The sequence below is a fragment of the Mangrovivirga cuniculi genome, from assembly GCF_005166025.1.
GTDB lineage: Bacteria > Bacteroidota > Bacteroidia > Cytophagales > Cyclobacteriaceae > Mangrovivirga > Mangrovivirga cuniculi.
Window position 1 is genome coordinate 3,188,422 of the sequence record NZ_CP028923.1, and the last position, 21,414, is coordinate 3,209,835.

Here is a 21,414-nt window from a genome sequence, read left to right on the forward strand (position 1 = left end):
GAAATTCGGCTTATTAATTATCATCTACGTTTAAATCTCAACAGCTTTATCCGATCACCATTTAATATTAAATCTCCATCCAGAAATTCGATACTGTAAAAGTCCACTATCATTTTATTATCAGATACAAGTAAACCATTGGTCTTATAATCTTCCCGAAATGTCACCTGGTAATTCACCCCTTCAAGATGATTTAAAGAAACAGTAGTGTTTGTTTCCGGATTAAAATATTCGCCATTTAACATTTTAAACTCATAATCTTCTTCTACCTGACTTGTCTTAGTCAAGGAATAAGGCGCATGATTGATATAGTAAGCTGTTACTTGCATATCACCCTGAGAATTGGTCGTAAATTCCTGCTTAAAATCAGGATCGAACTTCTGTCGAAAGATATTATTTGCTTCTCGTTCTAATTCAACATCACTTCTACCAACTCTTCTCAAGAATACCTTATCTCCTTTTTTAACGAATGTGAATGCAAAATCATTCTCAGTCAAATAGGTCCCCAAAATTTCCTCCTCACTGACATATTCACCAATTGAGGATGGTTTAGTGGCAAAGTAGGAGTCTTCTGAACCCAATTCAAATACCACATCAGCCATTTGTCTTGTCTGATTAGAGGTAATGGCTTTACCTGTATTGGTCAGGGTCAACATCGAAATATTTCTTTTTGGAAACCTGATCACCGTCGCTTTCCAGGCACCTGTTGCTCCTTCGTGAAATCTATATTCCATGTATTTATATTCGCCAAACTCTAGACCGTACCCGTAATTTTCAAATTGTGATCCTTCGATAACTTGCTGACTCTTCGAGATAATTTCCCTGTCGAATGTTGTTTCACCTTTTCCCTGGATCAATTTTTCCCATTGAATCTGATCTTCCAAACTTGAAAAAATATTGCCGTCACCGCAAACATTCCAGTTCCAGTCATAGGTTGTCCAGGTTCCAAAATTAAAATATGCCCTGGCTATTTGTCCTTGTATTTTGGAAGCATCACACTCAAAAGATGTGTTGGGCATATTTAGTTGCTCAAACATCTCGTTAGTGTATTCCACAAAAGTTTTATTCGAGACTTTTTCTACTATTAATGCCAATAAAATGTAATTCGTATTGCTGTATAAATATTCAGTACCAGGCTTAAAGTTCAGTTCAGACTGTTTTCGCATTAACTGCAATACATCGGCATTATCAAAAGACTCTTTCCACCAGGTATAACCTTGTAAAGACCATAAATCATAACAATCTCTAACACCGCTCGTGTGATTTAGTAAATTTCGAACTGTGATCTTCTCCTTTATATCAGGATAAAGGTCTGGAATCCACTTTCGGACATCATCTGATAGATTTAGTTTATTTTGATCAATCAGTTTGAGGACCGCTAATGCGGTAAATTGTTTTCCGTTTGAAGCAATATTAAATCGAGTAGAATTTTTGATTCTTGTGCTATCTGATAAATCTGCTAACCCTGCATACTTTTCGTAAATCACTTCCCCATCCTGGATGATCGCTGTAGCAATTCCAGGTGCGTTTTCAGGTACATCCTTTGTAGCAATGCTATCAAGCAATTTAATCTGATAGTCAGTCAGGGAGGTTTGTCCAACCAGGATAATGTTGGAAATTAATGCCAAAATTGTTAGAACAAATATTCTCATGGTTTGGTTTTAAAGGCTTTTTAGTTTTGAATAGTACTACATATCAATCCCACATTACCAATAACTGGTATATAAAAACATGACTCCCGAAATAATTTTTACGGCACTAAATAAGCTATAAGATCAAACTCAAATCATTCCTTATCTCTTATCATCCTTCGATAATGGCGAAATCATGATGTGCGCTCTATGGGTTCCCGGCTCCATGATCCACGGATGGTTTGGAGCAGATGGAGATTTAGGTAATCCTGTAGATTCTTGTGTAGCATACGGCATATATACCACATAGCGAAGCTTTGCATCTTTTACCTCGTATGTTTCCGGATCATACATTTCATCAGGACCGTAATAGATGTGTAAAGTTAATCCCGGAGTGATCTTCAGTTTGCCTGATTTCATTTCTTCTCCCCGAATTTCAAACACTTCATCACGGTTCTTACCTTCCGCTCTTAATTCTCTACCTCTTGCCATAAATGGCTCCAGGTCCTTGTGGTAACATGCAGCATTAAATCCTTCTTTGTTTGGATTATCCGCTAATACAATAAACTCATTATCTCCTTCTCGCAAAGTGACAAATTCTCCCTCCATGTTATACCCGATAACTTTACTCCCTGAACGGGCATCTTTCGGTGCCGCCATTAACGATGTAGAAATTAGTGCTTCCTCGGTATCAATTGGCTTAAAATTTTTATCGGCATCAGTTGATAATTTGTCCTCAACCAATTCTACCGATGTAGATTCTTCTGTTTCATTCGAAGCATCATTAGGTGATTTACAAGAAATCAACAATCCTGTAATTAAAATAGGTATAAATATGTTTTTCATCGTATTGGGCATTTTCTTTTAACTTAGTAATTCTACCGATAAAAAGGAAATAAAGAATTCTGATAATCTCACAACATCTCTTCAATTAATCGTGTAATTTCTTTATCGGTTTTATCCTTTTGATATCCGACGATAACTTTTTTAATAACCTTATTCTCGTCGATAATAAAAAATGAGGGAACTCCATCTATTTTATAATCATTCTTTGTTTCTTTATTTGATACTAAGAAGCTATAATTCATTTCATTTCTATCCTTATACCGTTCGATTCCAGCAATATTATTACTCCAGGTTTCAATACTTATTAGTTCAAAATCTTTATCACTATAATCCTCCGCTAACTTTTTTAGAAAGGGAATGGATTCATGGCAGGGTCCACACCCAATTCCGGTAAACTGAATCAATATTACTTTTTGTTCAATATCATTCAGCGAAATACTATCACCATGACTTTCTTTAAGTTTCCATTCAGGTGCTTTAACTCCTTCGAGGGCATAAGATTTTGGTGTTTCCATCTGTCTGCCTTTTATTTTAAAATCAGGAGGAATCTGTAGCAGAGAACTAAATTCAAAGTCTTTAATTGCTGAGGTTCGGATATCCGTACAAGCTTCCCAGCTTGTCTGGTGTGGCATTTTTCTAATCAGTTTAAAAGGCAGATAGTTTTTATCGACGACCAAAATATATTTTGAAACCTTTCCTTTAGCTTGCCTTACAAAAGGCTTTAATCTCATAACTTCAACCATCTTATCAGTGAAGGTAAAATTGATTTTTATCGAATCCTGGTATTCTGTATATTTTACTGAAGCACTATCAATATTTTCTTCGGTATATTGAATTAACGATTTTACTTTTATAAAGAAAGGCGCCATAGGAACCATATTGGCATTTGAAGTCAGCGTATCGATTTGTGCAATTCTGTTTTCCCAGTCAAATCTCACCATGTATTGACCATCATAACAAAAATTATATTTATTATGGTCATCTAAGGCTGATGTTCGGAATGAAGCTCCTACAAGAGAATCATTAGAATTCACATGCATATTCACAAACCTTTTGAAAGTATGAAAAACAAGTGTGTCTCCAGGTGCGCTAGATGATGTCTTGCTATTATAAGAAGCCGTTTCTATTGCATCTAATCGTTCTAATATTTTATCAAAAGTTTCGATATGCTCCTGACTAAAAACCAGACTAAAGGTCATAAATAATATGAAAGAGAAAAATGATTTTTTCATGGTAGAATAATTTTTGCACTATGATAACATATGCTAAAATCGATTCCTAATATTATTATATAACAATAGAGTTTTATTATTAAGTATTAATAGTTAGTAATTAAATCAGAAACTAAAATGATAAGGCATATCGAATCATTTTATCCTTTCTTTTTTTAGATAATAGTTGAATCCTTATGTTTAACATAAAAAATAAACAGGATTTTCATCATTTAATAAAGGTAGTGGTAGATCTTAAATGATATGATATTCTAAAACCTACCTCCACTATACAAATCCACATCCATGTGTGGCCTTACCCTGGGTCCATTAGGACCAAAGTCCATACTTATTCCGGCACTAGTCCCCCACCTCATATTAGAACAGCCACTTAATGCGAAAACCAATAATAAAATTGATGCATAGACTATTCGTTTTTTCTTCATTTTCATAATTACGTTATTTTAATTTTCTAATGGCCACTCCTGGATAGTTAACTGTGCTCCCAGCGGATCGATCAATACGGCGACCTTTCCCTTTCTTATATCTTTATTCGGCTTCATCATAATATACGCTCCTGCTGCCTCAGCTTTTGCTACAACCTGATTGACATCTTCTACCTTGATGTAGGGCATCCAGGCACTTCTTCCTTCCTCTATGGGGTTTTTAATCACCCCAGCCAGTTTATTTCCATTTCTTGAAAAAATGAAATACGGAGCCTTCCCTTCTTCTACTTTCTCAGTTTCATATTGCACCAACCCTTTGTAAAAGCTCAACGAGCTATTGAGATCCGTTGTCCAGAGTTCATTCCATAGCCATCCATTATCCATTCCGGGTCCGATATCCGGGTCACCGGTAGACGATTTTAAAAGGGCAACAATGGCTCCCTGTGGATCTTGAATCAAGGCTGTTTTTCCCCTCCCATCAAATTTAGCAACCTGAAATATAGTCTTACCTCCATTAGATTCATTAAATGTAATAGCAGCATCTATATTTGGTACCGAGATGGATCCCAGCCATTCACTTTTATCACCATATTCCTGAGCTAATTGAAAGATCCCTCCAATGTATTTTTCCTGATTCTTTATAACATGGTAGAGATTATCACCACTACCCCGGGTCTCAAATTCCCAACCAAAGACATCGCCGTAAAACTTCATGGCTCCTACCGGATTTGAGGTAGCGAGGTCGTGCCAGACGAATTGACCCGGGTTGTAATTTTCTGCTTCAGTTTCTGATATTGGCGGATAATTAATACTGCTTCCACAGCCTGAGCTTAAGACAACTATTATTGATAGACACAGGACATTATACATCTGATTGATATTCATGATAATCTGATTTAAGTTTCCCTAAATAACAGGTTGTAACTAAATGATTTTATATAAACAGAAATCCATTTTTTTAGTGTTCGAAAACCATATTACATTTAATATCCGGCTTAGATATAGTAAATAGATTTCGTATTATAGAATTTGATTATCATTTAAAATAATAAATTTTGGGCAATTCCACGGTATATTCTGGTGTAATTATTACTTACTAAATAAATAACGGTTACGTATATATTAATTAGAAGATGATTCTTTTAAGATTTACTAATACTTCCGGCAAAACAGGATTTAAATATTTTGTGAAAGTCATATGTATTTAATACAAGGAAAATGATACTTGTATAAATAAATATTCACATCATAATAACCTGGTAGATTTCACAAAGCCATTTTTTTCTCTTTTATTTGCTGAGTATTAATTTATCAACCAAAACTATGATTATGAGAGGAACATTATTGATTTTACTACTGTTACTTTGTGTTACTATTCCAAATATCCACGCTCAATCTGAATCTCTACATCCTGCATTAAAAAATGAAATAAAAGTCGGTGTGGGAATTAGTTCTCAGGATGGACATCGTGAAACGGGCCTGGCATTTTCTACGCAAATAGGTTATTCTCGGTTTTTAACTAACAATGGAAGGCTAAGACTCAGTGGAAATTTTATATTTGGAAATTATAAACCATTTGGTACTGATCTGCCAGAACAATACTTTAGATCTTCTGCCCTGGAGATATCACTTTCTGCCGATTTATTTAGAATAGACAGGTTTGCATTCATAGCAGAACCCGGAATTTTCGTTAATTACTCAAGAGGAATAATCGAAACTCGTGAAGATGGCTTTACATATGTTGATACTGAATATTTCAGAGAGTATTATTATGGAGGTTCTATCATGGCCGGATTCAGACTCTTAGGTAAAAATGGAAAAATGACTTACCAGTTTTTACCTTTAGGATTACTTCTGGGCAACAATGAATTTCTAGGATACCAACTCTCCCTGGAGTTTGGTTACAGGCTTTAATACAAGAAAAAATCAGAAAGTTAGGTTTCAATCAATAACTTGACTATCAATCAGCCAGATCGTATATTAATTTAGAAAAAACGATCTGGCTGTGTCTTACAAATCTTTACAAATCAGAAATACTTTTTATAAAAATTCATTCGCTTTTCTTTCACTAGGGCTACTTGCTGTGATAATTGGTTTTTCACAATCAGTCACCTCAAGATTTTCTACTTTTACCTGGATATACCATGTACATGGTGTAAGTGCCACTCTTTGGATGGTCCTTCTGATCATCCAGCCTCTAACGTATCGATATAATAAATTAAAAGTTCACAGGGTGATCGGTTGGACATCCATACTAATTGTATCTATAATCGTTGTTGCAGGTATTACAATGATGAAGAATATGATTATAAACCGGGCAAGCTACCCTCCTGGCACAGTCTATAAATTAGCTTTTATCGATGCAACAACCCTTATTGCCTTTATTTCTTTTTATTCACTGGGAATATATTATAGAAAAAGCCTGAAACTTCATGCCAGATTTATGGTATGTACTATTTTTGCTCCCTTCATACCGGCTCTAACCCGTGTGTTTTTCGTGTTTAATCTTGCAGATGGGTTTAATACTGCGTTAACATACTCTTACCTGTTAATTGAAATAGCAATCTTACTGATTCTCTTTACTGAAAGAAAAAGTAAAGAAATAAAATACACTTACTTGCCTGCATTGATCATTATGCTATGTCAACATTTATTGATGTATTCATCTAATGACTGGCAGTGGTGGGTTCAAATTATGAATAATTTTGCCGGAACAAATGTTTAACTCAAAAAATAATATAAAATAAGCCTTAATTGATTAATTTATATTGTAATCACCTACCCACATCATGAAATACACCATTGAAAAAACAATAAACAAACCACTCCATGAAGTTGTCGCTAAATTTGACAATCCGGACAACATGGATAAATGGATGGACGGGTTAAAAAGTTATGAACATATCAGCGGAACACCCGGCGAAGAAGGAGCAAAAGCGAAATTAGTTTTCAACATGAACAACCGGGAAATTGAAATGATCGAGACGATTACCAGAAGAAATTTACCAGATGAATTCTCAAGTATATATGTTGCAAATGGGGTTGTTAATAAAAACACCAACCGGTTTCAAAAAATATCTGAAAACAAAACAAAGTATATTTCTGAACAGGAATTTCAATTAAAAGGCTTTATGAGGTTGATGGGATGGTTTATGCCGGGTAGTTTTAAAAAACAAACTGCAAGATATATGGACAGCTTTAAAAATTTCGTAGAATCGACCAATTAAATCATGACTGACAAACTACCCGCAGAATACCTCGAATTCATTGATAAGAACTCTAAAGATGGCTTCAAAATTTATTTTAAAATTGAAGACTGGCACTTCTGGCCGGTTAGTGAAGCAGTAAGAAAAACGGAAGAATTAATCCGCGATAATATCCTTGGTAAAGATGAGTTTGCGATTGCAGATAATGAGGACGGTCAATACTTATTCTACAAAACCAATCATCAGCCACCACATAATATTTTCATGGCTGATGAAAGTTTTGGTAAACCCTTTTTTACATTTTCCATTCATGACTTTGAAAAGTTCGAGAAAACTATCGAACTGGTATCGCAGACAAATAATCAGAATTATAAATCAATTGATATTTCAGCTATTAAGGATCATCCAGGATCTGTGTATTGGTATGCGTTCAATTTGATGACTTCGCCTTATGATGATGACTATTCTGAAGATCTGAATCAATACGCTGCTGAATTGTTAAAAGAAGCTGCTGAAGCCGGACATCCTGAGGCTGCTGCTGAACTGGCTGATTATTATTCATTCCAGGATGATATTGATATTGAAGAAGTAATTAAGTGGAGAAAGAAATCAATCGAATTAGGTGACCATGACGAAAAATACGAATTAGCAGATTTTATTATCGACAACAAGCCTGAGGATATCACTTTTGCTACTTCCCTACTGGAAGAACTCACTCAAAACGAGCGTTTTTCAGACAGAGCCTATCTAAAATTATCTAAGGTTTATATGTCCGAAGATAATGGATCTCATAATCCTCAAAAAGCTATTGATGCTGTTAATAAAGCCATCGAACTTGGTAACTTCGTTGCTAAAGCTGACCTGGCTTTTTATTACTACAATGGGTTTGGTGTAGATAAAGATAAAAAGAAAGCAATGGAATTACTCATCGAAGCTAATAAGGAAGCAAAAAAAAGAATGGGTGAAGAGCCATGGAATGAAGTGATCCATAAACTAAAAAAGGAAATGGATTAATGTTGCTTACATGTAAAGCACTTTCGCAAGAGTAAATGCTGTTGGACATTTGTAATATCGAACTGTTATCATAGGATCTGTGATCCGAATTGATGGATTACCTTGCCTGTAAGTACACAGTCAAGCAGAAGCAGTAGTTGATAATGTGTTTGAGGTTGATAGTGTGAAGAAACAAAAAAGAGGCCGAATTTCGCTCTCGTTTCTTTCGTCCTCTTTTCTTATTCGTGAGCCCCATCGCCCTTGTTTAGCGAAGCGTAACGAGGGTGGATCGAGATCAGCGTTTGTAACGCTGTATAATAATTCATCGATTCCCTGGACAAACAATTTACCCTTTTGGTAAACAGTTAATTTTTGAAAGTCAAACATTAGTAAGTATGAAGTTTGAGGTTGAAAGTTGGAAGAAATAAAAAAAGAGGCCGAATTCCGCTCTCGCTTCTTTCGTCCTCTTTTCTTATTTAGGAGCCCCATCGCCCTTGTTTAGCGAAGCGTAACGAGGGTGGATCGAGATCAGCGTTTGTAACGCTGACTTTTTTAAACGTTTATATTTTCTAGAATTTCATAATGAGGATTAAATTAAGAACGGTATTTAATACAACCTGTAATTTTTCTTTATTTATGTCTGGGGATAGATATGTGATCGATAATCAAAATGGTATTTATTTTTGCACGATGACAGTCGTTGATTGGATTGACGTCTTTACAAGAAGAGAATATAGAGATATTATTATTGAATCACTTCAATATTGTATTTCGAACAAAGGATTAGAATTATATAGCTGGGTAATAATGTCTAATCATATCCACATAATTGCATCCGTAACTACACCATATAAATTTTCTGATTTTCTAAGAGATTTCAAGAAGTTCACTTCAAAAGAAATTATTAAAGAGATAGATAGAATAAATGAGAGTAGAAGGGAATGGTTATTAGACAGATTTAATTTTCAAGCAAGGAAGACACAAAGAGCTAAAAAATACAAGGTATGGAAAGATTCCAATCATTGCATTGAAATAGATTCTACTATTGATATTTGGGAAAAAATTCATTATATCCATGAAAATCCTCTTAGAAATGGTTTGGTAGACGTACCAGAAGATTATCGATATAGCAGCGCAAGAGACTACACCAAATCTAAAGGCTTATTAGATGTAATTGTTATTTGAATGGCGATACAATCGCCAGCCTCAAGCATCCTCGTTGCAAACGAGGACGATGGCTGCTTTGTCTTTTGTTAGTACTTTTTTATTTTAAACCGAAATAGCTACATCAATTACAAATGTTACATACCATAATAATGCCCCATCGCCCTTGTTTAGCGAAGCGTAACGAGGGTGGATCGAGATCAGCGTTTGTAACGCTGTATAATAATTCATCAATTCCCTGGACAAACAATTTACCCTTTTGGTAAACAGTTAATTTTTGAAAGTCAAACATTAATAAGTGTGAAGTTTGAGGTTGAAAGTGTGAAGAAATAAAAAAAGAGGCCAAATTCCGCTCTCGCTTCTTTCGTCCTCTTTTCTTATTTAAGAGCCCCCAGTCGGATTACTCATACCCACAGGCATGCCGCACATCCCCTCGTGAATCTCGTACCTCGATTTCAAACCAACTTCGTTGGTTCTCATCCGATAATGGTTACAAAAGAAAAAAGACCCACATCTAATAGATATGGGTCTTTATAACTTTATGAGCCCCCAGTCGGATTCGAACCAACGACCTACTGATTACAAGTCAGTTGCTCTGGCCAGCTGAGCTATGGGGGCGTGCCTTGTTGCTCAAATGCGATGCAAATATATGTAAGCTATTCTTAACTGACCAACCTTTTTTTTAAAAAAATTAAAGTATTTTTTTGATCAATCAGGATTAGCCTCATTTTCAAGATCTTGTAAAACACGAAGCTGTTCCTTTAATTCTATAATCTTTTCTTCAGCTTGTTCGATCTTATCTTCAAAGTCTTTTAATAACTTATCTGCTGTCTTTGAAGAAGCAAAAAACGACATGTTATTTTTCCAATTCACTATGTCATCCTGAAGTTTACTGATCTGCCTTCTGATGGCTCCTTCTTTTCTGACCATCTTTCTCTCTGCCTTATCGCCTTTCATGTTTCCAAAGCGGGCAACCATCTTCACTCTGGCAGCCTCCTCGGAGTCTACTTCAGTACTTTCATCAAGATATTGGTCTACAGCATGAATAAATTTATCGAGAGTGGCTTTTATATCTTTCTTAGGGACGAATCCGATATCAAAGAAGTCATCCATTTTATCTTCAAGCTTATCGATGTCATTAAGATCTTTCTCTCTCATATCATGAATCTCAGTAATGACCTTTTCTTTCGCTTCAAGATTCTTTTCGTAATTCTGATCGAACTGCTTGTTTTGCTCCCTTCTGTTCTGGAAAAAGGTATCACAAGCTGCCTTAAACTTTTTGAATACTTCTTCTCTTACCTTTTGAGGAACAGGACCAACTTTTTTCCACTCTGCCTGCAACTTCTTCATTTCTGCAGCAGTCTCGTGCCAATCGGTACTGTCTTTTAATTGCTCTGCCCTTTCTACGAGTTCTTCCTTGAGCTTAAGGTTTTCTTTTCTTTCCTTTTCGAGTTCTTTAAAGAACTTACCCTTACTGTTAAAAAAGGACTTAAAAGATCCCCAGAATTCTTTATTTACTTCTTTAGCCTTATTTCTAGGCATGCCACCAATTGAATCCCATTCTTTTTGAATGGCAAGAATTTCCTTGGTCTTGGCATTCCAGTCATTAATTCTGTCTGAACTAAACTCAGCAAATGGCTTAACCTTTTCAACAAGCGCCAACTTTTTCTCCAGGTTTTCGCTAAGGTCCTTTTTAAGCTGTTCAACATAATCCTTACGACGCATGTAAACCTTATCTGAGGCAGCTTTAAATCGAGTCCAAAGATCTTCCTGTACTTCTTTTGGCACTGGACCAACATGTTTGTACTCCTCGTGAAGTTCATTTAATTCTGCAATGGCATCCTTCAGAATCTCTACATTTTCAAGTGCCTCTGCCCTTTTAATAAGATCTTCTTTGAGCGTTTGGTTCTTTTTTCTGTCAAGTTCCTTAAGCTCAAAATAAATACTTCTGTTATCGTAAAAACGATCGATTAGTGCATTATAATTTGCCCAGAGTGACTTTGCTGATCCACCCGGCACCGGGCCAACCTCTTTCCACTCAGTTTGAATTTCCTTTAATTGATTGATGCTGACATTGGTCTCTTCACTATCAACGATCTCCCTTAATCTCTCCAGGATCTCATTTTTCTTATCCAGATTTTTCTGCTTTTGTTCTTTTTGAGAACGGTAATGTTTAGACCTGCGGTCTTTAAGTAACTGGACTGTTGCATCAAATTCTTCAGTTACCTTATCAAATTTATAATCAAAGCCGTCTTCTTCGCCTCCCTCTTCAATAAATTTATCAAGGGCTTCCTGTCGTTCTTTATCTTTATATTCTTCATAGATAGGAACTACTTCTTTGAGAACACGGCCTATTTTAGCCATATTATCAAGTGCTGCAAGATCTTTTACCACTTTAAGAAGCTCTTCTTTTGAAAGATTGTGATAATCGATCTCCTCATCGTGATCATCATCATCTTCATGATCCTCGTCGTGATCATCTTCCTCATCGTGATCATCAGAACTTTCCGGTTGATCTGATTCAGCAGATTCAGTCTCGCCTTTTTCACTTTCTGAAACAGGCTCCTCTTTCTGCTTTTCTTCAGGTTCGGAAACTTCCTTCTCCTCTTCTTTTTGATCTTGATCTTCAGCTTTAGTTTCTAACGGACTCTCAGGAGTCTCATTCACAGGATTCTCTTGTTTTGAATCCTCACCAGCTAGCTCATTTTTTTCTTTATCTGTCATGACAGTGTTATTATTCTATAAAACCACTTACCCCAAAATTATAAAATCCAGCTTAATTTAATCTCGGGTCTTGTGGATAATTTGCAAACATCTTGAATTCTCCTCCCATCTTCTTCAATATATCTCCCCAGATCTGATCAGAATCGTGATTAAATACGATCTCAGGATCTGTTTCCTCAGATACAATCCAGGATGTTTCTTCGAGTTCTTTTTTTAGTTGACCTTCCGACCAGCCCGAATAACCAATAAAAAACTTAAAATCTTCATCAATGAATATCCCGGACCTTAACAAAGCAACTACCTGCTCAAAGTTTCCACCCCAAAAGATACCATTCCCAAGGGGCACTGCTTCATCTACCAGGTCAGGCCTTCGATGAATAAAATGAAGTGTGTCTTGCTGAACTGGACCTCCGACATACAAAGGTATATCAATGGCCGTTTCCTCATCAAGCACTTCACTTAAGGTAAGTATCGAAGGTTTGTTAAGCACAAATCCGAAGGACCCATCCTCATTATTCTCACAAAGCAATACCACCGAACGTTCAAAATTCGGATCCGGAAGGAAGGGTTCTGATAAGAGAAAAGAACCTTTTTCCGGATTAACTGATCCTGGTTTGGGGAAGAATTCCATAATTATCTTTTCATTACTATTTTAATAATCTTTTTAAGGAGCTATTACTTTTAATTTAACCATATTTTTTGATATAATCAATAATATTCTAATGTAAAGCTGCCTTTATTGGTAATTCTTTTAATATTTCCCCTTCAATTTTATTCAGCTCATCCAGCCTTGAATAAACCTCATCTTCAGGGAAATACAGCAAGGCCATCTTAACAAAAATATTACCATGTTTAGCTTCTGAGGCCCATAAACGATGATAAAAGCTTTTCAACTCTCCTTCAGGAAGTGCTTCATAGATCAACCTGAATCTTTCCGCGCCCCGGCATTCGATAATAGAGGCAAGCAATAATCGATCTCTGAATCTTTCCTCTCTCCCACTATGGCATTTATCTACTAACTTTTTAACGTAAATATCCTGACTTATTTGATGAGGCAGCTGAATATTCCGTTTTTCCATAACTTTATACACATCCTCAAAGTGCTCAAGCTCTTCGATCGCCGTTTCAATTAATTCAGGAATTATTTCAGTTCTATTCGGATATTTAGCCACGAGGCTCATCGCCATCGATGAAGCTTTCCGCTCACAATTAGCGTGGTCCTGTAAAAATGAATCAAAATCATTCATGACAGCTTCAACCCATTCCGGGCTGCTTTCCACAGACACCTCTAAACTTAACTTCATTTGTATAAAAAGATATTTCGATATTATTTTTAACCAACCTAAAACAAACCAGTTATTATTAAACAACCAAAGAATAATTGATTTTATATTGGTGATTTACAAAGGTATTCTCAATTTTACCCTCTCTATAACTAGAATTCGTTTATCATGGATATAGCCGATATCAGAAAAGAATATTCAAGACATTCCCTAAATATTGATGGCGTTGACAAGGACGCTGTAAAGCAATTTGAAAAGTGGTTTGAGGAAGCTGCCAAATCAGAAGTTCTGGAACCAAACGCCATGTCATTATCAACAATTACTGCCGATGGAAGGCCTTCATGTCGAATTGTTCTCCTGAAGGGAATTTCTAATGGAGGTTTTGAGTTCTTCACCAATTATCAAAGTAAAAAAGGCCTGGAAATAGATGAAAACCCGTGGGTTGCTCTGACTTTTTTCTGGGGTGAGCTGGAAAGACAGGTCCGAATTGAAGGAATCGCTGAGAGGCTAACTGAAAAAGAATCTGAAGATTATTTTAATAGTAGGCCCGAAGGCAGCAAGATCGGTGCATGGGTGTCACCTCAGTCTCAACCAATCGCTAGCAGAGTTATCCTGGATGAGCGACATGAACAGGTTAAACAAAAATTTGATGGTAAAACGGTAACTAAACCCAAACAATGGGGCGGCTACAGAGTAAAACCGGTAATGCTGGAATTCTGGCAGGGAAGGCCAAATCGTCTTCACGACCGAATTTCATATAACCTTCAAAAAGACTTTTCCTGGAAAGTAACCAGACTGGCTCCCTGATGAAGGTTGAAAAAACGTTTTCAACATACCTGAACAGATATGCTACTGATGAATATCAAATTGAAGGAGATATTCATCAAGACACCGACGCAATTGTTGTCCTACCCTCCTTTTATGAGGAGAATCTGCTAAAAAGTCTTCAATCTCTTTCTAATAATATTACTGATTTCAAAGTTTGCATTTTCGTAGTTATCAATGAACCGGAAAATGTTGATAATAAAATAGCTCAGTTTCACGTAAACCAATTTCAGGAAATAACATCCTGGATTAAAAACAATAAAAATCAAAACCTTAAGTTCTTTGCAGGCAATATTTGCAGAATAAAAAATAAGATTGCCGGCGTCGGAATGGCCAGGAAGGCCGGGATGGATGAAGCTTTCAGGAAATTACAAAATATTGACAGCCTGGCAGCACCAATAATTTGTTTTGATGCTGATGCCACTTGTCAGGACAATTTCCTGGAAAGTGTGATCAGCTATTTTAAAGAAAACCCAAAATCACCCGGTGCTTCAATTGCTTTTGAACATCCTCTTTCAGACAATGACCTGATCAATAAAGGAATCATTCTTTACGAAAGTCACCTGCATTATTATATAGCTGCTTTAAGATACGCACAATACCCTTATGCTTACCATACGGTGGGAAGCAGCATGGCTTGCAGAGCTAATACTTATGCTACTATTGGTGGAATGAACAAACGGAAGGCCGGAGAAGATTTTTACTTTTTGCATCGGATAATCCCGATGGGAAACTTCGGACAAATTCATAATACCAGAATTTTTCCTGAGGCCCGAATATCAGACAGAGTTCCTTTCGGAACGGGCAGAGCAATGATCGAATTCACCAATGGAAAGGAAATTGAAACATACTGCCCTGAAATCTTTTACATCTTAAGGCCTCTATTTGAAATACTCAATAGTGGAAATGCCATCAGTGAATTTCATTTAACTCACCTCAGGGAAATCCTTCATCCTGATTTGATGGAATACCTGAATGAAAATGATCTGATCGAAAAAATCAAAACAGCATCATCAGCCGCAACTAACAACCATTCCCGTTTTAAAAAGTATTATGAGGTATTTGATGGATTAACTGTATTAAAAATTGTCCACCATTTAACCGATCATCTTTATCAAAAAGTGCCGGTCGAAAGTGCTTCTAAATTTATTTTTCAGAAGCAATATAGGCTCCAAAATATCCCACAAAAACCATTAGAAATACTTGAAACCTGGAGAACTCAGTTTTATAAAGAAAAGTATACCATGCCATTTGACTCATAATATTTCCCTGGCAAACTTCAATGCTCTTCTTTCAGACCAGGTATATTCATCACCTCGCTGCATAAATCCTACGTGGCCTCCTGTTTTGGGAGTTTCGAGGAAAAAGTATTGATGACTTTCTGCCAGTTTATACGGATAACATGAATCAGAAAGAATCGGATCATTTTTCGCATTTACTAAAAGCGAGGGAACTTTTATCCCTTCAATGAAATTCCCGCAAGATGCATTTTCATAAAATTCATCAACCGAATTAAAACCACTGATGTTTGCAGTATAATGTGCATCAAAGTCCTGAAAGTTTTTTATCTCATCGATTTTAGAAAAATCGATCAATCCATCAAATTGATCTTTTTTCAATAAGAGCTTATTCTTCAACTTATTCAGAAAGCGCTTTCGGTAAAATCCATTTCCTTTTTCATTCAATGTAAGACTGCTTCCTCTCAGATCAGTCGGTACGCTATAGGCTATCACTCCTTTTAAGGATTTAATTTTCTCTTCCCTGTCTTCGCCGGCATACTTTAAGCTCATCGCGCCTCCCATACTTAACCCGGCAAGGATAATGTTTTTATGATTGTAAAGTCTTTGTACCTCTGCCAGTACGTAATGGAGATCATCAGTATCCCCATGGTGATACAAACGAGGAAGCCGGTTAATCTCTCCGCTACAACTTCTGCAGTTCCAGGCACAAACGTCAAAACCATTTTCGAAAAATAATTTCGCAAGCCCCATTACATAAGGACGGTCAGAGCTACCTTCAAGACCATGAGAAATCACTAGAATGCTATCTTTTCTTTGATCGTGAAGCAGGAAATCGAGGTCCAGAAAATCACCATCATCTAACTCAAGACGTTGCCGGTCATAATTTACACCATCAACTTTCCGGAGAGCGGATGGAATAATTGTTTCCAGGTGAGAATTAAATAAATAAAATGGTTTTTTATAGTCGGATCTGATTATTGGCATGAATTCACTAGCTGCTTATTTCCAAAGTTATTAACAGCCGGGATATTGACACTAATAATTGAAAATTTTAAGTAACATTCGGTTAACGACCTCTTTTTATACATATTTGTGCTTATGAAAAAAGCACTTCTGTCTATTACATTAGTTATATTTTTTCTTCGATATCTGTATTTTCACAGAATGTTAAAACAATAAATAAAGAAACGGGATTACCGGTTCAGGGTGCTACGATTACATCTGTTGATGGCACCAGCCAGGTGATCACGGATGAATCAGGTATAGCAGATCTGTCTGTTTTCAAACAAGATGAACTGATCAACATTAACCATTCTTCATATTACCCGGTCACCCTGACCAAGCAGGATATGCTGAAGGGTAACAAAATCATCTACCTGGAGGAAAAAGTAATCAAGATCGATGAAGTCGTGGTGTCTGCAAACAAATGGGAACAACCTAAATCAGATGTTCCTCAACAGATGGCATCTATTGATGCTCAGGACATAATGGATATACAACCTCAAACCAGTGCTGATATGCTTGCTGCCACAGGCCAGGTATTTGTACAGAAAAGCCAGCTTGGTGGTGGCAGTCCGATGATTCGTGGTTTCGCAGCCAATTCAGTGCTTTTAATAGTTGATGGTGTAAGAATGAATAATGCGATTTTCAGAAGTGGCAACCTTCAAAATGTACTCAATATCGATCCGTTATCATTACAAAGTGCTGAGGTAATATTTGGCCCTGGTTCTCTTATCTATGGTTCTGATGCACTTGGTGGAGTAATGGATTTTCATACGATCAATCCTGAGTTTAGTATTGAAGGCACAAAAGTATCTGGAAGTGTTTCAGGAAGGTATAGCACTGCTAATAATGAAAAAACAGGCCACATTTCTCTGAATATCGCCGGAAAAAAGTTAGCATCTTTTACCTCATTATCTTATTCTGACTTTGATAACCTCAGAGCCGGAGCTAATTATCCCGATGGATATGAAAACTTCTTTAAAAGAGACTGGTATGTAAGACCTTCAGCTGATGCTAATGACGAGATTATTGACAATCCGGATCCGGAAAAGCAGATTCCTTCTGCTTACAATCAATATTCTTTCATTCAGAAATTTAAACTTAAAATTTCTGACAGAATCGATGCCGGCATAAATTTCTACTATAGTTCAACAAGTGATATCCCCCGTTATGACAGGCTGATTCTGGAAGATAATGGCAGTCCGGAAAATGCAGAGTGGTATTACGGACCGCAGCAATGGATGATGAATAGTATTAAACTAAAATTCAACACTCCAACTATTGCATTTGACAGATTCAAACTCACATTAGCCTACCAGGATTATGAAGAAAGTAGAAATGATCGGAAGTTTCAAAATGAAAGTCTTAGAACACGAACTGAAAACGTAAAGGCTTATTCATTAAATGCTGATTTTGAAAAGAATTTTGAAAAATGGGTATTGTACTATGGCTTGGAATATTTCCATAATGATGTTTTTAGTGATGCAGAAAGAAAAAATATTGTTTCAGGTGAAATAACACCTAGCTCCACGAGATATCCATCAGAAGGTTCTGATTATTTATCAGCTGCTGCTTATTCATTTGCAAAATATCATCTTTCTGAAAAACTGCTAATAAATGCAGGTTTAAGATATACTTATATTGAAACTACAGTTGATTTTGGAGATGCAGGCTTTCCGGATAATGGGTTTACTAATAAAAATGGTGCACTTACCGGATCAGCCAGCTTTATATTTCAGCCTAATGATATTCACAATCTGAGTATAAGCTATGGTTCAGGGTTCAGGGCACCAAATGTAGATGATGCAGCCAAAGTATTTGATTCAGAACCCGGTAATGTGGTCGTACCGAATCCCGATCTCGAACCAGAATATAACCATAGTTTTGAAATAGGGTATAAAGCCTATAATCCTGATAAATTCACTTTTGAATTTGCTGCTTTTTATAGCTTCCTTGTTAATGCAATGGAACGCAGGGATTTCACATTTAATGGACAAGAATTTATTCCTTACGATGGCATTATAAGTAGAGTTCAGGCAGAAGTAAATGTCGGTAAAGCGCAGATTTACGGATTATCCATAAATGGTTCATATCTTATCAATGACAATTTATCCCTTGCCGGTACCCTGACAATTTCTGATGGTGAAACTTCCGATGGTGAACCTGTTAGACATGTCGTTCCACTTTTTGGAAGAACTTCACTAAAATACGACCGTTCTAAATGGGATGTTTATATCGACTTGAGGTATCAGGGTGGTATCGATTTTAAGGATTTAGCCCCTTCTGAACAAAATAAAACTCATCTATATACAGAAGATGGTGCTCTGGGATGGGCGACAATCAACTTAGGGGGATCAGTAAATGTTTTAAATAACCTGACAATTAATTCCGGATTGGAAAATCTGGCAGACTTGCATTACCGACCGTACTCTTCGGGAATTAGTGCACCTGGAAGAAACTTTTATTTTGGTTTACGATATTTATTTTAAATACAATAGAGGCTAATTAAAGCCTCTATTGATCACTAATCCTCCCTTTATATAAAGACCACGCAGGCAGGTTTAACAGATAATCTTTATGGACACGATTAAGTGCTAAAGGGAAGAAGAATATTTAGTTATTTTTTGCCCCTGCATCTACCCAGCAGACAATATCATCTCGTTGTTGCTGAGTAAGATCATATCCGGAATTTTGTGGAGGCATTACTCCTGTACTTACTCGTTGCCTGATATTATTTGCATTTGATTGGATATCATTATAATCTGCTAAAACAACTCTGCCCGTCCCTGATACGTGACAACCGGACACAGCACAATTATTCTGGATTAATGGCTCAACATCAGTACTAAAAGAAACTGAAGCGTCTATATTAAAATTCACGGTTGCGGCACATCCATTATTATCTATTATTGTTGCCGTATAATCTCCAAATGTCAGTCCCTCAAAAGACCCGGTCTGGTTTGTAGAACCGTCAACATCATAGGTATAAGGCTCAGTACCACCTGAAGCAGAAAGCGAAACAGAACCATTATCTACATCGCAATCTGTTGCGTTTATCTGATCTAATGAAGCCGTCAGTCCACTTTCTGAAGGAATAGTAATATTTACTGTCGATTCACAACCATCCTCAGCAACCAACACCAGTTCATATATACCGGCAGCCAGATCAGCAACTGTTGATGACACCGTTACACTTTGTCCTCCCACTGTCATAGAAGCAATATTTTTTGTCGGATTAGTGGTCCACTCAAATGATCCATCTTCCGCATCACAATTTGCCGGCATTATATTACTAACCGTGATATCAAAAGGTTCCTCACAACTCCCTCCCGGAGCTGGATTTTTTTCTGACTTACAACTGATTATAATCGCTGTCATTAATAAAATTTTACCAAGATTTTTCATCTTTATTTCTTTTTAAATTAAAAGCTCTTGAAATATTAAACCCGAAGTGAATATCTCCGGAGAAAAAATCATTCACTGTACCAGGGATAATGGTATTTTCAACCATACCGAGATTATTAGTGAAGATTAATTGAAATACATGTCCTCCTGTTTCCAATTCCCAACCAATTCCAAACGCGTTATTTGTATTATCGGGGAAGGCAGAATCATTTAATCTTGCAAAATATTCAGCGGTGATAGCCATTCTTTTGGTAATCTTTACCCTGGTAGCAAGATTTAATGCGAACGCCTCATTTTCTTCATTATATTCTACTACATTTCTATGCAACCAATAGGGAGCAATCTGTAAGGAAAATGCGGAATTAAACTTTCTGGCAATTAAAACGCCAGTCGCATAGCTCATTCTGTCCTCAACAGGGGGCTGCTGCTCTCTGATATTTATATCTAATGCAGCACTACTAATTACAGTCGCACTAAAAGGGAATTGATCGGGAGTTTGCTTGAGGAATGAATACTTGATGTATCCGTCGAGATATTTAGGACTACTGCTACGACCGATTCCTATACTGACATCATCTGAAATCGCATAATCCAGAGCTAGCCTGATTACTGCCTGATCTAATCCAAAAAACTCATCAATACCTGAATTTAGCCTTCCAAATCGGTGCATTATGACAAAATCCAGATTACCGGCTCCTCTGGTTTCAATAGTATGGCCGTTAATAAGCCGGGTACCTTTAAAAGTAGCCTTTACAGGATATACCTCATCATCCTTCGAAAGTTCACCTAATAAATCATCCTGTGCATTAATGTTGTAACCAGATATAAACATGATTACAGCCAGAAGTATTTGAATTTTACATTTCATCATAAACAAAATTGAGGTTAACTTCTATTTTATCAGCGATATTGTAAAAAAGCACTTTAGGCTTTTCGATATCGAAAGTTTCCAGAAGCACGAAAAATGTTGTTTCCAAATAGATTTTTCCGTTCTCAACACGCATTTTCCCTTCTGCATTCCACTTTTCCCTGACTCCATGAATAAAAATTTCTCCGCTAGCCTTAACATTTTGTTTTCCGGAAGCATTTATATCAAACCCTGAAAAAGTTCCCGAGAAAGTTGCCTTCGGATATTTATCAGATTCCATATAATTCTCATTAAAATGCTCCTGCATCAGGTCTTTTTCAAACTGGAAACTTTTAATTGGTACTTCAAAAGCAATTCTGTTTGATCCTACATCAACGATACTTTGTCCTTTCTCTGAATGTGCTTCAATATCTTCTACCGGAGCTTTAGAATAAAAGTGAACTTCACCATCTCTTTCAACATACTTTTGAGCCTGGCTTGAAACTGATATCGAGGTTAATAGTGTAATTATATATATCCATTTCATGATCCTGTTATTTAATTTTCGATGATGGCTGTTGATTTTAAAA

General features: G+C 36.5%; 20 protein-coding genes and 1 tRNA gene. 8 read left to right on the top strand and 13 right to left on the bottom strand.

The features are described 5' to 3' along the window. Nucleotides 1-20: 20 nt before the first annotated feature. From DCC35_RS14025 to DCC35_RS14045, 5 genes are all read right to left on the bottom strand, one after another. On the bottom strand, nt 21-1,652 hold the full coding sequence (locus tag DCC35_RS14025) for a serine hydrolase domain-containing protein (RefSeq protein ID WP_137091402.1): 1,632 nt from the start codon (nt 1,650-1,652) through the stop codon (nt 21-23). A gap of 141 nt (nt 1,653-1,793) precedes the next feature. Further along, nucleotides 1,794-2,477 carry a hypothetical protein gene (locus DCC35_RS14030; RefSeq protein ID WP_137091403.1) on the bottom strand — a complete coding sequence of 228 codons (684 nt, stop codon included), beginning with the start codon at nt 2,475-2,477 and terminating at the stop codon, nt 1,794-1,796. A 68-nt stretch (nt 2,478-2,545) separates the two neighbouring features. Then, entirely contained in the window at nt 2,546-3,709 is a 1,164-nt protein-coding gene (locus DCC35_RS14035; protein ID WP_137091404.1) for a TlpA family protein disulfide reductase, read from the bottom strand. Between the two features lie 251 nt (nt 3,710-3,960). After that, entirely contained in the window at nt 3,961-4,140 is a 180-nt protein-coding gene (locus tag DCC35_RS14040; protein WP_137091405.1) for a hypothetical protein, read from the bottom strand. A gap of 12 nt (nt 4,141-4,152) precedes the next feature. Next, nucleotides 4,153-5,019: a VOC family protein gene (locus DCC35_RS14045; RefSeq protein ID WP_137091406.1), complete on the bottom strand. Its 867-nt coding sequence runs from the start codon at nt 5,017-5,019 to the stop codon at nt 4,153-4,155. A 444-nt stretch (nt 5,020-5,463) separates the two neighbouring features. On the opposite strand from DCC35_RS14045, the gene DCC35_RS14050 reads away from it, so the two are divergent. The 5 genes from DCC35_RS14050 (at nt 5,464) to DCC35_RS14070 (ending at nt 9,518) form a co-directional block, all read left to right on the top strand. After that, nucleotides 5,464-6,048, top strand: coding sequence for a hypothetical protein (locus DCC35_RS14050; RefSeq protein ID WP_137091407.1), 585 nt, complete (start codon nt 5,464-5,466; stop codon nt 6,046-6,048). Nucleotides 6,049-6,139: 91 nt separating this feature from the next. Next, nucleotides 6,140-6,859, top strand: a complete 720-nt coding sequence (locus DCC35_RS14055; protein ID WP_137091408.1) for a hypothetical protein — start codon at nt 6,140-6,142, stop codon at nt 6,857-6,859. A 64-nt stretch (nt 6,860-6,923) separates the two neighbouring features. Then, entirely contained in the window at nt 6,924-7,361 is a 438-nt protein-coding gene (locus tag DCC35_RS14060) for an SRPBCC family protein (RefSeq protein ID WP_137091409.1), read from the top strand. Nucleotides 7,362-7,364: 3 nt separating this feature from the next. Next, nucleotides 7,365-8,354: a tetratricopeptide repeat protein gene (locus DCC35_RS14065; RefSeq protein ID WP_137091410.1), complete on the top strand. Its 990-nt coding sequence runs from the start codon at nt 7,365-7,367 to the stop codon at nt 8,352-8,354. A gap of 615 nt (nt 8,355-8,969) precedes the next feature. Next, nucleotides 8,970-9,518: an REP-associated tyrosine transposase gene (locus DCC35_RS14070; protein WP_137091411.1), complete on the top strand. Its 549-nt coding sequence runs from the start codon at nt 8,970-8,972 to the stop codon at nt 9,516-9,518. A 523-nt stretch (nt 9,519-10,041) separates the two neighbouring features. On the opposite strand, the gene DCC35_RS14075 is transcribed toward DCC35_RS14070, so the two are convergent. The 4 genes from DCC35_RS14075 to miaE form a co-directional block, all read right to left on the bottom strand. Further along, a tRNA-Thr gene (locus tag DCC35_RS14075) sits at nt 10,042-10,115 on the bottom strand. 90 nt (nt 10,116-10,205) lie between these two features. Beyond that, on the bottom strand, nt 10,206-12,221 hold the full coding sequence (locus DCC35_RS14080; RefSeq protein ID WP_137091412.1) for a DUF349 domain-containing protein: 2,016 nt from the start codon (nt 12,219-12,221) through the stop codon (nt 10,206-10,208). 52 nt (nt 12,222-12,273) lie between these two features. After that, nucleotides 12,274-12,852 (bottom strand): YqgE/AlgH family protein, encoded by a 579-nt coding sequence (locus DCC35_RS14085; protein ID WP_137091413.1) that lies wholly within the window; start codon nt 12,850-12,852, stop codon nt 12,274-12,276. Between the two features lie 88 nt (nt 12,853-12,940). After that, nucleotides 12,941-13,525: a tRNA-(ms[2]io[6]A)-hydroxylase gene (gene miaE, locus DCC35_RS14090; RefSeq protein ID WP_137091414.1), complete on the bottom strand. Its 585-nt coding sequence runs from the start codon at nt 13,523-13,525 to the stop codon at nt 12,941-12,943. Between the two features lie 147 nt (nt 13,526-13,672). On the opposite strand from miaE, the gene pdxH reads away from it, so the two are divergent. Together pdxH and DCC35_RS14100 are read left to right on the top strand one after the other, a co-directional pair. Next, the gene (gene pdxH, locus DCC35_RS14095) at nt 13,673-14,311 is read left to right on the top strand and encodes a pyridoxamine 5'-phosphate oxidase (RefSeq protein WP_137091415.1); all 639 of its coding nucleotides are present in this window, start codon (nt 13,673-13,675) and stop codon (nt 14,309-14,311) included. After that, complete coding sequence (locus DCC35_RS14100) at nt 14,311-15,591, top strand: hypothetical protein (RefSeq protein WP_137091416.1); 1,281 nt, start codon at nt 14,311-14,313, stop codon at nt 15,589-15,591. Before pdxH ends, DCC35_RS14100 begins: the two co-directional genes overlap by 1 nt. Here DCC35_RS14100 and DCC35_RS14105 read toward each other — a convergent pair. Beyond that, nucleotides 15,586-16,554, bottom strand: coding sequence for a YheT family hydrolase (locus DCC35_RS14105; protein ID WP_137091417.1), 969 nt, complete (start codon nt 16,552-16,554; stop codon nt 15,586-15,588). The two genes, DCC35_RS14100 and DCC35_RS14105, sit on opposite strands and share 6 nt — an antisense overlap. 257 nt (nt 16,555-16,811) lie before the next feature. Here DCC35_RS14105 and DCC35_RS14110 point away from each other — a divergent pair, with 257 nt between their 5' ends. After that, the gene (locus DCC35_RS14110; protein WP_137091418.1) at nt 16,812-19,061 is read left to right on the top strand and encodes a TonB-dependent receptor; all 2,250 of its coding nucleotides are present in this window, start codon (nt 16,812-16,814) and stop codon (nt 19,059-19,061) included. Between the two features lie 124 nt (nt 19,062-19,185). On the opposite strand, the gene DCC35_RS14115 is transcribed toward DCC35_RS14110, so the two are convergent. Genes DCC35_RS14115 through DCC35_RS14125 form a run of 3 tightly spaced genes read right to left on the bottom strand, consistent with a single transcriptional unit; the run spans nt 19,186 to nt 21,371 of the window. Next, complete coding sequence (locus DCC35_RS14115) at nt 19,186-19,950, bottom strand: hypothetical protein (protein ID WP_137091419.1); 765 nt, start codon at nt 19,948-19,950, stop codon at nt 19,186-19,188. Nucleotides 19,951-19,960: 10 nt separating this feature from the next. Further along, nucleotides 19,961-20,848 (bottom strand): DUF5777 family beta-barrel protein, encoded by an 888-nt coding sequence (locus tag DCC35_RS14120; protein WP_137091420.1) that lies wholly within the window; start codon nt 20,846-20,848, stop codon nt 19,961-19,963. Next, entirely contained in the window at nt 20,835-21,371 is a 537-nt protein-coding gene (locus tag DCC35_RS14125; RefSeq protein WP_175402829.1) for a YceI family protein, read from the bottom strand. Before DCC35_RS14125 ends, DCC35_RS14120 begins: the two co-directional genes overlap by 14 nt. Nucleotides 21,372-21,414 lie beyond the last annotated feature (43 nt).

Bases quoted from the DNA above. Each gene is read 5' to 3' on its own strand.
- DCC35_RS14125 (WP_175402829.1), bottom strand. From the start codon at position 21,371: ATGAAATGGATATATATAATTACACTATTAACCTCGATATCAGTTTCA.
- DCC35_RS14105 (WP_137091417.1), bottom strand. From the start codon at position 16,554: ATGCCAATAATCAGATCCGACTATAAAAAACCATTTTATTTATTTAAT.
- DCC35_RS14115 (WP_137091419.1), bottom strand. From the start codon at position 19,950: ATGACAGCGATTATAATCAGTTGTAAGTCAGAAAAAAATCCAGCTCCG.
- DCC35_RS14070 (WP_137091411.1), top strand. From the start codon at position 8,970: ATGTCTGGGGATAGATATGTGATCGATAATCAAAATGGTATTTATTTT.
- DCC35_RS14100 (WP_137091416.1), top strand. From the start codon at position 14,311: ATGAAGGTTGAAAAAACGTTTTCAACATACCTGAACAGATATGCTACT.
- DCC35_RS14045 (WP_137091406.1), bottom strand. From the start codon at position 5,019: ATGAATATCAATCAGATGTATAATGTCCTGTGTCTATCAATAATAGTT.
- DCC35_RS14035 (WP_137091404.1), bottom strand. From the start codon at position 3,709: ATGAAAAAATCATTTTTCTCTTTCATATTATTTATGACCTTTAGTCTG.
- DCC35_RS14025 (WP_137091402.1), bottom strand. From the start codon at position 1,652: ATGAGAATATTTGTTCTAACAATTTTGGCATTAATTTCCAACATTATC.
- DCC35_RS14080 (WP_137091412.1), bottom strand. From the start codon at position 12,221: ATGACAGATAAAGAAAAAAATGAGCTAGCTGGTGAGGATTCAAAACAA.
- miaE (WP_137091414.1), bottom strand. From the start codon at position 13,525: ATGAAGTTAAGTTTAGAGGTGTCTGTGGAAAGCAGCCCGGAATGGGTT.
- DCC35_RS14065 (WP_137091410.1), top strand. From the start codon at position 7,365: ATGACTGACAAACTACCCGCAGAATACCTCGAATTCATTGATAAGAAC.
- DCC35_RS14040 (WP_137091405.1), bottom strand. From the start codon at position 4,140: ATGAAAATGAAGAAAAAACGAATAGTCTATGCATCAATTTTATTATTG.
- DCC35_RS14060 (WP_137091409.1), top strand. From the start codon at position 6,924: ATGAAATACACCATTGAAAAAACAATAAACAAACCACTCCATGAAGTT.
- DCC35_RS14050 (WP_137091407.1), top strand. From the start codon at position 5,464: ATGAGAGGAACATTATTGATTTTACTACTGTTACTTTGTGTTACTATT.
- DCC35_RS14085 (WP_137091413.1), bottom strand. From the start codon at position 12,852: ATGGAATTCTTCCCCAAACCAGGATCAGTTAATCCGGAAAAAGGTTCT.
- DCC35_RS14120 (WP_137091420.1), bottom strand. From the start codon at position 20,848: ATGATGAAATGTAAAATTCAAATACTTCTGGCTGTAATCATGTTTATA.
- pdxH (WP_137091415.1), top strand. From the start codon at position 13,673: ATGGATATAGCCGATATCAGAAAAGAATATTCAAGACATTCCCTAAAT.
- DCC35_RS14030 (WP_137091403.1), bottom strand. From the start codon at position 2,477: ATGAAAAACATATTTATACCTATTTTAATTACAGGATTGTTGATTTCT.